General features: G+C 66.7%; 17 protein-coding genes and 1 pseudogene. 14 read left to right on the top strand and 4 right to left on the bottom strand.

What is annotated here, in order from left to right; genetic code table 11:
- The 5 genes from WDLP6_RS25985 to WDLP6_RS25965 all read left to right on the top strand — a co-directional run bounded on the left by WDLP6_RS25985 (position 1) and on the right by WDLP6_RS25965 (position 4,073).
- The gene (locus WDLP6_RS25985; protein ID WP_162594683.1) at positions 1–408 is read left to right on the top strand and encodes a VOC family protein; all 408 of its coding nucleotides are present in this window, start codon (positions 1–3) and stop codon (positions 406–408) included.
- Positions 405–1,196, top strand: coding sequence for an alpha/beta fold hydrolase (locus WDLP6_RS25980; RefSeq protein ID WP_162594682.1), 792 nt, complete (start codon positions 405–407; stop codon positions 1,194–1,196). The genes WDLP6_RS25985 and WDLP6_RS25980 overlap by 4 nt, the downstream gene beginning before the upstream one ends.
- Positions 1,193–1,987, top strand: a complete 795-nt coding sequence (locus WDLP6_RS25975) for an ABC transporter ATP-binding protein (protein WP_162594681.1) — start codon at positions 1,193–1,195, stop codon at positions 1,985–1,987. The genes WDLP6_RS25980 and WDLP6_RS25975 overlap by 4 nt, the downstream gene beginning before the upstream one ends.
- Positions 1,988–2,002: 15 nt before the next feature.
- The gene (locus WDLP6_RS25970) at positions 2,003–2,890 is read left to right on the top strand and encodes an ABC transporter permease (protein ID WP_162594680.1); all 888 of its coding nucleotides are present in this window, start codon (positions 2,003–2,005) and stop codon (positions 2,888–2,890) included.
- Between the two features lie 85 nt (positions 2,891–2,975).
- Entirely contained in the window at positions 2,976–4,073 is a 1,098-nt protein-coding gene (locus tag WDLP6_RS25965; RefSeq protein ID WP_162594679.1) for an ABC transporter substrate-binding protein, read from the top strand.
- Here the strand turns inward: WDLP6_RS25965 and WDLP6_RS25960 are convergent.
- Positions 4,063–4,381 (bottom strand): annotated as a pseudogene (locus WDLP6_RS25960) (VOC family protein). The gene WDLP6_RS25965 and the pseudogene WDLP6_RS25960 overlap by 11 nt on opposite strands.
- 541 nt (positions 4,382–4,922) lie before the next feature.
- Between WDLP6_RS25960 and WDLP6_RS25955 the strand changes: the two are divergent.
- The 3 genes from WDLP6_RS25955 to WDLP6_RS25945 are packed head-to-tail and all read left to right on the top strand — an operon-like array spanning position 4,923 to position 6,511.
- Entirely contained in the window at positions 4,923–5,525 is a 603-nt protein-coding gene (locus tag WDLP6_RS25955; protein WP_162594678.1) for a DUF1326 domain-containing protein, read from the top strand.
- Between the two features lie 10 nt (positions 5,526–5,535).
- Positions 5,536–6,354, top strand: a complete 819-nt coding sequence (locus WDLP6_RS25950) for a DUF2182 domain-containing protein (protein WP_162594677.1) — start codon at positions 5,536–5,538, stop codon at positions 6,352–6,354.
- Entirely contained in the window at positions 6,347–6,511 is a 165-nt protein-coding gene (locus WDLP6_RS25945) for a hypothetical protein (protein ID WP_197910256.1), read from the top strand. The genes WDLP6_RS25950 and WDLP6_RS25945 overlap by 8 nt, the downstream gene beginning before the upstream one ends.
- A 47-nt stretch (positions 6,512–6,558) precedes the next feature.
- On the opposite strand, the gene WDLP6_RS25940 is transcribed toward WDLP6_RS25945, so the two are convergent.
- Positions 6,559–6,759: a hypothetical protein gene (locus WDLP6_RS25940; protein ID WP_162590692.1), complete on the bottom strand. Its 201-nt coding sequence runs from the start codon at positions 6,757–6,759 to the stop codon at positions 6,559–6,561.
- A gap of 188 nt (positions 6,760–6,947) precedes the next feature.
- Between WDLP6_RS25940 and WDLP6_RS25935 the strand changes: the two genes are divergently transcribed.
- Both WDLP6_RS25935 and WDLP6_RS25930 read left to right on the top strand, forming a co-directional pair.
- Positions 6,948–7,433 carry a DinB family protein gene (locus WDLP6_RS25935; RefSeq protein WP_162594676.1) on the top strand — a complete coding sequence of 162 codons (486 nt, stop codon included), beginning with the start codon at positions 6,948–6,950 and terminating at the stop codon, positions 7,431–7,433.
- Positions 7,434–7,470: 37 nt separating this feature from the next.
- The gene (locus tag WDLP6_RS25930) at positions 7,471–7,878 is read left to right on the top strand and encodes a hypothetical protein (protein ID WP_162594675.1); all 408 of its coding nucleotides are present in this window, start codon (positions 7,471–7,473) and stop codon (positions 7,876–7,878) included.
- Between the two features lie 235 nt (positions 7,879–8,113).
- Here the strand turns inward: WDLP6_RS25930 and WDLP6_RS25925 are convergent, their stop codons facing one another.
- On the bottom strand, positions 8,114–8,737 hold the full coding sequence (locus tag WDLP6_RS25925; protein ID WP_162594674.1) for a TetR/AcrR family transcriptional regulator: 624 nt from the start codon (positions 8,735–8,737) through the stop codon (positions 8,114–8,116).
- A gap of 143 nt (positions 8,738–8,880) precedes the next feature.
- On the opposite strand from WDLP6_RS25925, the gene WDLP6_RS25920 reads away from it, so the two are divergent.
- Positions 8,881–9,993 carry an NADH:flavin oxidoreductase/NADH oxidase gene (locus tag WDLP6_RS25920; RefSeq protein WP_162594673.1) on the top strand — a complete coding sequence of 371 codons (1,113 nt, stop codon included), beginning with the start codon at positions 8,881–8,883 and terminating at the stop codon, positions 9,991–9,993.
- Between the two features lie 42 nt (positions 9,994–10,035).
- Here the strand turns inward: WDLP6_RS25920 and atpE are convergent, their stop codons facing one another.
- The gene (gene atpE, locus WDLP6_RS25915) at positions 10,036–10,281 is read right to left on the bottom strand and encodes a F0F1 ATP synthase subunit C (protein WP_162594672.1); all 246 of its coding nucleotides are present in this window, start codon (positions 10,279–10,281) and stop codon (positions 10,036–10,038) included.
- Positions 10,282–10,436: 155 nt separating this feature from the next.
- Between atpE and WDLP6_RS25910 the strand changes: the two genes are divergently transcribed.
- From WDLP6_RS25910 to WDLP6_RS25900, 3 genes are all read left to right on the top strand, one after another.
- Complete coding sequence (locus WDLP6_RS25910) at positions 10,437–11,054, top strand: TetR/AcrR family transcriptional regulator (RefSeq protein ID WP_162594671.1); 618 nt, start codon at positions 10,437–10,439, stop codon at positions 11,052–11,054.
- Positions 11,055–11,229: 175 nt separating this feature from the next.
- On the top strand, positions 11,230–11,976 hold the full coding sequence (locus WDLP6_RS25905; protein ID WP_162594670.1) for an SDR family NAD(P)-dependent oxidoreductase: 747 nt from the start codon (positions 11,230–11,232) through the stop codon (positions 11,974–11,976).
- Positions 11,977–11,999: 23 nt separating this feature from the next.
- Entirely contained in the window at positions 12,000–13,238 is a 1,239-nt protein-coding gene (locus WDLP6_RS25900; RefSeq protein ID WP_162594669.1) for an MFS transporter, read from the top strand.
- Positions 13,239–13,246 lie beyond the last annotated feature (8 nt).

The raw sequence follows: 13,246 nt of genomic DNA, 5'->3' as shown, positions 1-13,246 counted from the left end.
ATGCCCGTCACCGCACTCCATCACTACACGGTCCGCTGCACGCCGGACGAGCTGCCGCCGCTCGTGGACTTCTACACGCGCGTGATGCGGCTGCAGATCGGCGCGCGGCCGGAGATTCCCGCGCCCGGCGCCTGGCTCTATGCGGACGGCCAGCCCATCGTGCATCTGTATGCGCATCTGGCGACGCCCGACACGGCGACGCAGCCGGTCACCGGGCACGTGGACCACATCTCGTTCCGCTCGCGCGGACTGAAGGAGATGCGCGAGCACCTCGGCGCGCTCGGCGTGCCCTTCACCGAGGCACCGATTCCCGGCTGGGACATTCACCAACTCTTCCTGCACGACCCGCGCGGGCTGAAGGTCGAGATGACCTTCTGGATGGACCAGGAAGAAGGAGGCGCGCCATGACCGAGTTCGTGCAGGCCGGCGAGCTGCGCACGGCCTTCGACCGCGAGGGCCAGGGTCCGGCTCTCGTGCTGATGCATGGCGCCGAAGCCTCGCGCCAGATGTTCGCCGCGCTGGTGCCGCATCTGGCGAAGCACTTCACGGTGATCGCCTACGACCAGCGCGATTGCGGCGAGACGCAGGGGCCGGAGCGCCCGGCGATGCTGGTGGACCTGGCGAACGATGCGCAGCAGTTCATCAAGGCGCTGGGCCTCAAGCGGGCACACGTGTTCGGGTCGTCGTATGGCGGCAGGGTGGCACAGGCGCTGGCGCTGCTGCATCCGCGCTCGGTCGATCGGCTCGTGCTGGCCAGCACCTGGGCGCTGCCGCGGCCGTATGCGGAGCTGTGTCCCGATGCGAGCCGCCTCGCCGAATTGCGGCGCGGTCTGCCGGAGACGGCCGAGGAACTGGCGACCTGGTTCTTCCCCGAAGCCTTTCTGCAGCAGCGGCCGGAGCTGCGGCGCATCTTTGCGACTGCGCGCCCGGAGTCGGCGCGCTCCCTCCGCCGCGCGGCGACCGTGGCGACCACGCTCGACAAGGGCGTGGCCGACATCGTCGCACCGACGCTGGTGCTGGCCGGCGAGCTGGACCGCTTGGTGCCGCCGACCGTGACGCTGGCGATGGCAGGACGCATCCGCGGCGCCGATGCGGTGCTGCTGCCGGCCACCGGGCATGTGACGGCGATGCAGTCACCCGAAGCGCTTGCCCATCACATGATTCGTTTCCTGAATCCCGCAGGAGTCAAGGCATGAACACGACATCCGCCACGGCAAGGCCCGACTACATCCGCATCGAGGGGCTGTCGAAGATCTTCGGCGGCGGCAGCGACGGCGTGCTCGCGCTCAAGGAGATCGACTGCACCATCCAGCAGGGCAGCTTCGTCACGATCGTCGGCCCCAGCGGTTGCGGCAAGAGCACGCTGCTGCGCATCCTGGCCGGGCTGCTCGACTACCAGATCGGCCACGTGATGCTCGACGGCCAGCCGATCCACGGCACGCGGCGCGACATCGGCGTCGTGTTCCAGAGTTCCATCCTGCTGCCCTGGCGCACCATCCTCGACAACGTGATGCTGCCGGCCGAAGTGCTCGGGCTGGAGCCGAAGAAGGCACGCGAACGCGCCATGCAACTGCTGCACATGGTTCGCCTCGACGGCTTCGAGCACAAGCTGCCGCGCCAGCTGAGCGGCGGCATGCAGCAGCGCGCCTCGATCGCGCGCGCGCTGCTGCACGACCCCAAGATCCTGCTGATGGACGAGCCCTTCGGCGCGCTCGATGCGATGACGCGCGAGCGCATGAACCTCGAGCTGCAGCGCATCTGGATGGAAAGCGGCAAGACCGTGGTGCTGATCACGCACTCCATCCCCGAGGCCGTGTTCCTCGGCGACCGCGTGTTCGTGATGTCGCCGCGCCCCGGCACGCTGGAGCGCGTGCTGCCCATCGACCTGCCGCGGCCGCGGACGATGGAAGCGATGTCGCATCCGGCCTTCGCGTCGGCGACCGCATCGATCCGCGAGCGCTTCTCGCATGCCGCTTCGTTCGACTGAAGAAAGGGCACCACCATGACCACCGCCATGATGAACTCCGGTTCCACCCCGCAGACCCACGATGCCGCTGCCAGGCCGGTGCAGGCGCCGCGCCCGCGACGCGCCAACCCGCTGGCATCGACGCGCGTGCAATCCATCCTGTTGTTGATCACGCTGCTCGGCGCGTGGGAAGCGGCGACGCGGCTGTTCAAGGCATCGAAGTACCTGATCCCGCCGGTCAGCGACATCGTCGTCGCGCTGTGGCGCGGTCTGGCCACCGGACCGATGGCCAAGGACGGCTTCTGGTACCACGGCGGCGTCACCCTCGGCGAGATCCTGCTGGGCTTCTTCATCGGCGGCGGCGTCGGCCTGGCGATCGGCATCGTGGTCTCGCAGATGCCGAAGCTGGAGACGCTGCTGGGCCCCTACGTGGCCGCGCTGCAGAGCGTGCCCAAGGTGGCGGTGGCGCCGATCATCGTGGTCTGGCTCGGCTTCGGCATCAGCTCCAAGGTGATGATCATCTGCCTGCTCACTTTCTTCCCCGTGCTGGTGACCAGCATCGCGGGCTTCAAGGCGGTGGACCCCGACCGCATCGATCTGCTGCGCTCGCTGTCCGCCACACGCTGGCAGATCTTTCGCAAGGCCAAGTTCCCGAGCGCCTTGCCCTACATCTTCGCGGGCCTGAACATGGCCGCCGCCTTCAGCGTGGTCGGCGCCGTGGTGGGCGAGTTCGTCGGTGCGCAGGCCGGGCTGGGCGTGCTGATCCTGCAGATGGAAGCGCAGGCCGACACCGCCGGCAGCTTCGCGGTGTGCGTCGTGCTGTCGGTGATCGGCATCCTGCTGACGGGCCTGTTGCGCCGCGTGCAGCGGCGGGTGCTGCACTGGATGCCGGCCGACAGCTCGCAGCCCGCCGTGAACGTTTGAATGCGCCCTTGTGCGGCGGGCGCTTCCAGCCGCGCGATGCTTGTTTCTTGCAATGTGCCGGCGCAGTGCCGGCGAGGAGTGGACCATGTGGACGCGACGCGATTTCGGCCTGGGCCTCGGTGCCCTCGGTCTCGCCGGCAGCTTGCCGGCACTGGCGCAGAAGCTGCGAGTCATGAGAGTGGCGAACACGGCCGCGGTCAATGATCCGCAGCAGTGCTTCGTGACCGCGGGCCAGGACCCGCGGCTCAACTTCTACAAGCCCCATGGCGTGGACGTCGAGTACGTCAACATGTCGAGCATGACGCAGGCGATGCAGATGCTGCGCGCCGGCCACGTCGATTTCGGCCCCGCGGTGCCCGGCATCCTGCTGCCGGCGATGGCCAAGGACCCGAGCCTCGACTTCGTGAGCGTCTACAAGTGGCTGCCGCGCAATGCCAACGTGATCGTGGTCAAGCCGGGCAGTCCGATCAAGACGGCGGCGGATCTGGCCGGAAAGCGCATCGGCGTGCGCAACCAGGGCGACGCCGGCATCGTGGTCACCAAGACCATGCTGGCCGAGCTGGGACTCAGCGACGACAAGTGCGAATACATCGCCATCGGCGACGGCGCGCCGGCCGGTGCGGCGATCGACAACGACCGCGTCGATGCATTGGTGGCCTTCGACACCGCGGCCGCGCGCATCGAGCTGGTGGGCACCCAGCTGCGCTATGTGCCGTTGACGCCGAAGTTCGCGCAGGTGGGATCGGGCTGGCTGTGCGTGACGCGCGACCTTCTCAAGAAGGAGCGCAAGGCGCTGGTGGCGCTGTTCCAGGGCATCGCCAAGTCCACCCTCTTCTCCTACAACAACCTCAACGCGGGCATCGACCTGCATTGGGCGGTGTATCCCGAAAGCAAGCCCAAGGGCCGCAGCGAGGACGATGCGCGCAAGGAACTCGCCTTCATCCTCAAGGACCGCAGGAACAGCTGGATGCGCCGCCCCGACGACCCCGATCAGCGCATCGGCGCGTCGTCGCTCTCCGAGTGGAAGACCAACATCGAGATGACCGCCGAAAGCAGCAAGGACCCCAAGCTCGCCGACCAACTGGGTGACCCGAACCGCCTCTTCACCAACGAGCTGATCGACGATATCAATGCCTTCGACAAGCAGGCCATCGTCGACATGGCGAAGTCGTTCAAGTCGTAGACCCCGTGCCGCCGCAGCGGCGCGGCTCGGTCATCTTCCAGCCGTTGCCCGACGGGTCGCGAAAGCCCGCGTCCACGGCGCCGTAGCGGTCCGTGGGTTCCTGCGTGAACTCCACGCCCGCGGCGCGCATGCGCTCGTACGCGGTGCGGCAGTGGTCCACGGTCAGCACCAGCGGCGGCATCGCGCCCTTGGCGATAGTCGCCGTTGCGCACATCGGTGTGGACGCGAAAGCCGAGCTTGTCGACGTAGAACGCGAGCGCCTCGCCCTGATCGAGGGTTGTCCCATACCTGCCCGTGCGCCACGACAGCGCCGAGCGCGACAACAGCCTGAAGGCAGGTGTTGGACAAGCCTCCGTGGAGGGAACCGGCGGAATGCGCTACCAAGGCCGGAGAAGGCTACGAAGCGATGGGATTCGGGCAACGTGAATCGAGACATCAGCACCATCGACGGCTACTCATGCCGCGTGATCACTACCGCGCCTCGTGCCATCACCGTGCGGGTCATCTTCTGCATGTCCGAGGCCAGCTCGGTGGCGGAAAACGACGGCAGGTCGCGCGTCCCGCGCTCGGTCTCGGCGGGTCGGACAGAGGCAGTGCACAGGCGGTCATTGCAAATCCTTGAATTCAATGGTTTGCCCATTTCTCGCCGCCTGCCGCCGCGCCCGTCCCCTCGGACGGCCAGGTCGAACGGTCCGTGCCGCCGGTTCGCAGCAGGCCCCGGGGGCCTCGGCCATCTGGCACATGGACGCGCCCCGCGCGGCGGCGTAGCATTTTTCTCCTTGCCGCCTCAGCCGCGGCGACAAGTTCCGAGTCAGTGAGGCTGGCCATTCAACGCACAAGGAGCTTGCTATGAGCTATCACCTGGAAGGTCGTCTGCTGGAGGTCTGCAACTGCAATGTCCTGTGTCCGTGCTGGATCGGAGAGGATCCGGACAACGGGACCTGCGACACCATCGTCGCCTGGCGCATCGACAAGGGCACGGTCGATGGCCTCGACGTCGGCGGCAACACCATCGCCGCCGTGGCCCATGTGCCCGGCAACATCCTGCAGGGCAACTGGACGGCCGCGATCTTCGTGGACGACAACGCCTCCAAGGAGCAGGAAGAGATGCTGCTCAAGGTCTACACCGGCCAGGCCGGCGGGCCGATCGCCGATCTCGCCAAGCTGATCGGCACCGTGGTGTCGGTGGAGCGCGCCAAGATCGACTTTCACGTGAACGAGGGCAGCGGCAAGCTGTCGATCGGCAGCGACTACTACGCCGAACTGGAGCCCTACCGCGGCGCGACCGGCGGCCAGACCGTGCTGTCCGACACCGTGTTCTCGACCGTGCCGGGCGCGCCGGTCTTCGTCGGCAAGGCGCCGACCTACCGCTCGAAGAACGCCGCCCTGGGCATCGACCTGGACATCAAGAACCACAACGCGCTGCAAAGCACCTTCGTGTTCGACGCTTGAGCGCCCCGCCATGCCCGCCGCCGCGCGTGCGGTACCGCTGGCCGGCCCCGCGCGCCACCGCCGAGTGTTTCTGCCGCTGCTGGCTGCGCTGGTCGTGCTGGCGTGGGTGGTGCTGTGGGCCTGGGCGCGCAGCCCCTGGGGACGCTACCTCGAGCACGGGGACTGGATGGCCTCAGGCCCGGCCGCCTTCCTGTGCCGCGCCCTGCCCGCCGGCGAATGGTGGCTGCCCGGATTGCTCTATGCCCTTGCCTGGGTACTGATGACCGCTGCCATGATGCTGCCCACCACCTTGCCCCTGTTCGACGTGTTCGACCGGATGACCGCGCGGCGCGCGGACCATCGCCGCCTGATGCTGCTGCTCGGTCTCGGCTACATGGCGGCGTGGGGCGCCTTCGGGCTGCTGGCCCATGGGCTGCACACGGCGCTGCTGTCCGTGCTCGCGAAATCACCCACGCTGGCCTGGCATGGCTGGCTGATCGGCGCGGCCGTCATCGCGCTGGCCGGCGCCTTCCAGTTCAGCCGGCTCAAGTACCGGTGCCTCGACAAATGCCGCACGCCTCTGGGCTTCGTGATCGCCCGCTGGCACGGCCCGGCGCCCGCGCGCCAGGCCTTCCTGCTGGGCGCGCACCATGGCCTGTATTGCGTGGGATGCTGCTGGGCGCTGATGCTGCTGATGTTCGCCTTCGGCACCGGCAGCCTGGGCTGGATGCTGGTGCTGGCCGCCGTGATGGCGATCGAGAAGAACATGCCCTGGGGCCGGCGCCTGAGCGCGCCGCTGGGCGTCGCGCTGCTGGGCTGGGCGCTGGTCGTGGTGGCGGCCCATGCCTGAGGTTCGCAACGCATCCGACAACCAGCCCGGAGGGCAGGTCATCCTGCTCACCGCTGCCGCCATGCTCGCCTTCGCGACCAACTCGCTGCTGTGCCGGCTGGCGCCGCAGCAGCGCGGTATCGACCCGGCAAGGGGGTGTGCGGGACTGCGGCGGTGAGACCGCGTCGAGTCGACTCTTCAAGATCCTCATGATCGTTGGCCAGGTCAGCCCATGTCCGACCACTCCACCTGCAACTGCTTCAATTGCGCTCGCACGCGCTCGATCAGTGGCGTTGCCCATCGCGAAGAGGGCCCGAGCCACAGCGTGGCGCGGTTCATCGCGACATCGAGCAGGCGTGTTTCCTCGAACTGTTCAATCGCGCCGATGATCGTCTTGCAGACCGAAATGCGAGCTGTGAGAGGCATGCTTGCGTGTCTCGTCAGGTGGCTCGCGCGCCATGCCGGTGTTCCGAATGCGAGTAGAAAATACGAGCGGTCGCTCGTATTATTTCTACACACAACGCACTTGAACGGGAGTAGCTATGAGCGTCGGGAAAATTTCATCGACAGGACAGATCCGTGGAGCGGGACCCCATCACGCAGGAGCACCTCTCGTGCTCCGTCAACCTTACGCACAGCTTGTTGCCATGAAGCGATGGGCCGACAGCGGCCTCTATGAAGCGGCGAACCGGAATTTCGGTCAACTGAGCCCGGAGGATGCTTCCATCATGTTTCGCATCCTGGACCATATCCACGTGGTCGACAGAATCTTCCAGCATCACCTGCAAGGACTGCCTCATGCGTTTCGCGCGGCGCGGTCTGAAGAGATGCCGGAACTTCAGACACTCGCGAATAGCACGCGGGAAGTCGACGACTGGTACGTCTCTTATGTGAGTAGCCTTGAAGAGAACGATTTTGAGCAGCCGATCGACTTCGTCTTCACCAGCGGAAAGCCCGCCCGCATGACGCGAGGTGAAATCATTCTGCATGTATGCCTGCACGGAAACTATCACCGAGGCAATGCCGGCGCCGTTCTTCAATTGAAAGGCATCACCCCGAGCCGGGATGGAATCACGGACTTTCTCGAAGCCTCGACCTGAATGCGATGCGCAGATTCATACGCAAAGACAATCAACCATGCCGTCCACACTTTCAATCATCGTCTTCTTCATGGGCATATCCGCCTATGTGGCTGTACGCACAGCGTTCAAGCTCAGGTTGCCGTCGAGTGAAAGGTCGATAAGCAATGCCACCATCGTGGATGAGTCGCTGGTGGTGTTCGTCGGCTTGTGCCAGGTCGGGATCCCGCTGGTGGTCGCCGCTTCGCCCGCTTTCAGCTCGGCGAACTACCACCTCCCGGCATTCTCGATCTGGCCCGGCACCGCTCTCATGGCAGCGGGCATATGGCTTTTCTGGCGTTCGCATGCGGACCTCGGGAAGAATGGGTCCGTGACCCTGGAATTGACGCAGGATCACCAGTTGATCGCTCAGGGCGTCTACAGAAAGATTACTGGGTGCGAAAGCCTCGAGAGGAAGCAAGTCTGATCACCGCGCAGCTTGATGATGTGATCTCGCAACAGGCCGGCACATCATGCATCTCGGTACCGACGACATCGAGAAAGTGCGCGAAGCCTATATCGCCCAAGGTCAGCCCATATCCGAAGTCTTGCACTGGCAACGGATGATCGATACGCCGGATGGAAAGCTGATCGTCTCTCCAGAGGAAGCCTGTGGCAGCGCAGTGATATTTGAAGCAGCGTGGTTCTTCCGGGGAGCACGACTATTGCAGATAACCGACCACGAGGCGCGCAGTCTCGTCGCCAAGCGTTCTCAACGCCTTATCCGAGAGCATTTCAGCGCGGTGCAGCACGGCAGTATGGGCCAGCGCTTCGATGGCCGTCACACACACAAAGGCCGCAAGTTCGAAGTCGGTCACGCGGAGTTCGGCACGGTGAGTCTTGAGATAGGTCACGAAAAAGGAATGGCTTTCACGATTGAAGCCTGCTGCATTCTCAAGGCGTCCCGTGCGCGGGATCTGCTCTGCAAGGACGCGATGCAGCTTGGGGTCGATGCGATGCGCCTCGATGGCCACGGCGACAAGCCTGCGCACCGCCTTCTCGACCGGCTGCGAGGCGACTTCCTCCATGGCGGCACGGACGATTCGCGCAATGTCCTGATTGTGGCGATCGATGACGGCCGCAACGAGTGCCTCTTTGCTGGGGTAGTACTGGTAGAGCGAGCCAATGCTCACGCCCGCTTCCGCGGCGATCCGATTGGTACTGGCCTTGTCGTAGCCCTCCTTGACCAAAATGCGACTTGTCGCTTCAACCAGCGCGTCGACCGTCGCGCGCGATCTCTCTTGAGAGGCGTGCTTCCTGGGTTTTGTCAGTGCCCTGCGTGTCATGTCGACGTTCCAAAAGGGAATGAGCAATGCGAGTTATCACTCGGATTTTATCGTGGAATCGGTGCTTACCGCCCCCATGCCCCTTCGCAAGCACACCCCACGAACCCTCGATATAAATCCTCCTTCCCCACCAAGCCCACTCCATGAGCGCCCTCTTCACCCCGCATCGCCTCGGCCCGCTGCCCCTCCGCAACCGCATCATGGTCTCCCCCATGTGCCAATACTCCGCCGAGGAGGGCAGCGCCACCGACTGGCACATGATCCATTTGGGCCAGCTCGCGCTCTCCGGCGCAGGCCTGCTGGTCATCGAAGCCACCGCCGTCGAAGCCATCGGCCGCATCACCCTCGGCGACCTCGGCCTCTATTCGGACGACAACGAAGCCGCGCTGGCCCGCGTGCTGGCAGCGATCCGCCGCCATTCGCACATCCCCGTCGCGCTCCAACTCGGCCACGCAGGCCGCAAGGCCTCCAGCCACACGCCCTGGGATGGCGGCCAGTGCCTCGCGCCCGATGAAGGTGCATGGCAGACGGTCGCGTCATCCGCGCTGCCGCATGCGCCGGGCGAGCCCGTACCGCTCGCGCTCGATGCGGCCGGCCTCGCGCGCATCAAGGCGGCCTTCGCGCGCGCAGCGCAGCGCGCGGTGGCGCTCGGTATCGACGCGATCGAACTGCATGGGGCGCACGGCTATCTGCTGCACGAGTTCCTGTCGCCGATCGCCAACCAGCGCGCCGATGCCTATGGCGGTTCGCTGGAGAACCGCATGCGCTTTCCGTTGGAAGTGTTCGACGCGGTGCGCGCGGTCGTGCCGGAGCGCATCCCGGTCGGCGTGCGCATCTCGGGCACCGACTGGGTCGAGGGTGGATGGGACATCGAGCAGACGGTGGCCTTCGGGCGCGCGCTGGCCGCGCGCGGCTGTGCTTTCATCGATGCGTCCTCGGGCGGCGTGTCGCCGCTGCAGAAGATTCCGCTCGGACCGGGCTACCAGGTGGCGCTGGCCGAGCGCATCAAGGCCGAGGTGGGGCTGCCGACCATCGCGGTCGGGCTCATCACCGAGCCGAAGCAGGCCGAGGCGATCGTGGCCGAAGGGCGCGCCGACATGGTGGCGCTCGGCCGCGCGATCCTGTTCGAGCCGCACTGGCCCTGGCGCGCGGCGGCCGAGCTCGGCGGGCAGGTCGAGGCGCCGCCCCAGTACTGGCGCTCGCAGCCGCGCGAGCTGAAGGCGCTGTTCGGCGATGCGCGCATCGGCATGCGCTGATCGTTCCATCGATGTGAGCTGACGTGACGCGCCTGCGGCTCGTCAGCCCTTGAAGGGGTTGGCCGTCGCGAACCACAGGCCGATGCCGGTCGCGATGATGAAGGCGCCGTCGGTCACGCCGGCGATCAGGAAGAACAGCGTCTGCAGCGTGTCCTTGAGCTCCGGCTGCCGCGCGGTGCCTTCGAGCAGCCGCGAACCGACGATGCCGATGCCGATGCAGGAACCCAAGGCGGCGATGCCGATCAGGAGGCCGACGGCGAGGGGGAGGATGTCGAAACCGTTCGTCATGAGGGTGCTTTTTCTGGTTGCCGCCGGAACCCCTGCGGTGCCGGCTTGGGTCCACTGTCGCCCAGAGGCCGCGCGGGGTCGATGACCTGTGGGGTCATGGTCTGATGGCGCCAGGCCCCGCTTGACAATCCAATACGGACGGCTATATTGATTTCATGCCCAAGCATTCCCACCGAGAAAAGATCCTCACGGAAGGCCTCAAGGTCGTCCATGCGCATGGCTTTGCCAATGCCAGCGTGCGCGACATCGTGCGGGCGGCCGGGGTGCCGCAGGGCTCGTTCACCAACCACTTCGAGTCGAAGGAGGCCTTCGGCCTCGAGGTGATCGAGCTCTACCGCTCCCGCAACGCCGAGACGATTCAGCAGACGCTGCGCAACGACGCCCTGCCGCCGCTGCAGCGCCTGCGCGCCTACATCGACGCCGCCAAGGACCGGCTGAACCGCGACCAGATGCGCAACGGCTGCCTGTACGGCAACTTCACCGCCGAGGCCTCCGACCACAGCGAGCGGATCCGGCAGCGCCTGCTCGAGGTGTTCGGCGAGGTGAGGTTGGCGCTCGCTTACTGTTTGCGCGCGGCTGTCAAGGCTGGTGAGCTTTCGCCCGGCCTCGACTGCGACGAGGTGGCGGCCTTCATCGTGTCGTCGATGCAGGGCGCCAACCTGCTCTCCAAGGCCGAGCGCAGCACGGTGCCGCTGGAGCGCTTCAAGGAAATCCTGTTCACGATGGTGCTGCGCCGCACCGGCTCGGCCGAGCCGTTGGCCGACTGCGGCTGATCCGGGAAGCCGACCGCCGCTGCCGGATCGTTCGACCGGCGCTGCCGGTCTTGCCCCCAGCCGAATCCGTTCCGTAAAAGTCTGTGATTCGAGCTTGACTTATTTAATACGGTCGTCCATATTAAGAGCCCAAACCGGCAGCCCAAGCCGCAACGATCCCGCGAAGGAAATCACCATGTCCGCTCCCGTCGTCCTCATCACCGGCGCTCTCACGGGCATCGGCCGTGCCACCGCACTGGCCTTTGCGCGCGAGGGCGCCCGCCTCGTCGTCTCGGGCCGCCGCGAGGGAGCCGGCGAGGCGCTCGCCGCCGAGTTGCGCGCGCTCGGCAACGAGGCCGAGTTCGTGCGCGTCGACGTGCGCTTGGAGGCTGAAGTCCAGCAGCTCGTCGACCGCACGGTGGCGCGCTTCGGCCGGCTCGACGTGGCGATCAACAACGCCGGCACCGAAGGCACTCCCGGCGCGCTGACGGCGCAATCCGCCGAGACCTATGCCGCCACCTTCGACACCAACGTGCTCGGCACGCTGCTGAGCCTCAAGCACGAGCTGCGTGTGATGCTGGCGCAGCAGAGCGGCAGCATCATCAACCTCTCGTCGACCATGGGCAGCCGTGGTGTCGCGGGCGCGTCGCTCTACGTCGCCAGCAAGCACGCGGTCGAGGGCCTGACCAAGTCCGCGGCGCTCGAAGGCGCGGCCGCGGGCGTGCGCGTGAATGCGGTCGCGCCCGGCCCGGTGGACACCGACATGCTGAACCGCTTCACCGGCAATGCCGACCGGTTGGCGAACCTGATCGCGGGCGTGCCCGCCAAGCGCGCCGGCAAGCCCGAGGAAATCGCGCAGACCATCGTTTTCCTCGCCTCCGACAAGGCAGGTTTCATCACCGGCCAGATCGTCGGCGTCAACGGCGGCAAGACGGCGCTGTGAGCGCCGACCAAGGAACCCAGACCATGACAACCCTCGCCACTGCCGGCGCCTCGTTCACCCTCGGCCGCCGGGCCAGCTTCTGGGTCTCGGCCGCCGTCGTCGGCCACACCCTCTGGACCAGCGCTGCGCCCGCGTGCACCTATCCGCTCTACGCCGCGCAATGGCATCTGACGCCGACGGTGATCACCTCGATCTTCGCCGTCTATCCGATCACGGTGGTGGCGGCGTTGCTGCTGTTCGGCAACCTGTCGGACCAGATCGGGCGCCGCGCGACGATGCTGCTCGGCCTCGCCGCTTCGCTGCTGGGCGTGTTGCTGTTCGCTGCCGCGCCGAGCGTGGCGTGGATCTTCGTCGGGCGCTTCTTCATGGGCGTCGGCGTCGGCCTGTCGACCAGTCCGGCCACCGCGGCGCTGGTGGAGTTCAGCGCGGCCGGTCAGTCGGAACGAGCCAATGCGGTCGCGACCATCGCGACCGCGGTCGGGCTCGCGGCCGCAACGCTGATCGGCGGCGGGCTGATCCAGTACGCGCCGTTCCCGACCCATCTGAATTTCTGGGTGCTCTTCGCGGTGCTTGCCGCGCTGTTCGGCGCCACCTGGTTCCTGCCGCGGCATGCCGCGACCGACGGTGCCGCGCGCTGGCGGCCGGGCGCCGTGAGCGTGCCCAAGAGCATCCGCTGGCCCTTCGCGATTTCCGCGGTCGCCGTGACGGGCGGCTATGCGTTGGGCGCGCTGTTCCTGTCGCTCGGTACGCAGGTCGCGCACGACCTCATCGGCTCCGCCAACGCGCTCGTCAACGGCGCGGCCATCGCGCTCTTCGCAACCGTCACCGGCGCGGTGACGCTTGCAGCGAAGCGCCTCTCGGCCAACACGAGCATCGTGCTCGGTGGGCTTTCATCCGCGGCCGGCATGGGGCTGCTCGCACTGTCGGCCAACGACCATTCGCTGCCGGTCTTCCTGGTCGGCCTCGCGTTCGGCGGCGCAGCCTACAGCCTGCAGTTCCGCGGCGGCCTGACGATGATCAATGCCAGTGCGTCGCCCGCCCACCGCGCCGGCACGCTGTCGGCGATCTTCCTGATCGGCTATTTGCTGATGGGCGCGATCGCCATGGCGCTCGGCATCTCGGCCACCGCGTGGGGGCTGCGCGCCGCGATCGACGTGGGCGCGCCCGGCATCGGGCTGATCGGCCTGCTGGGCGTGGTGCTCGTGGCCTGGAACGTCAGGCTGCCTGTGCGCGCGCCGGTCGCTGCACCGCGCTTGCGATAGCTGCAACG

The organism is Variovorax sp. PBL-E5 (assembly GCF_901827185.1).
Classification (GTDB): domain Bacteria; phylum Pseudomonadota; class Gammaproteobacteria; order Burkholderiales; family Burkholderiaceae_C; genus Variovorax.
Note: the sequence above shows the minus strand (reverse complement) of the source record. Positions and strands in the feature narration are given on the sequence as shown.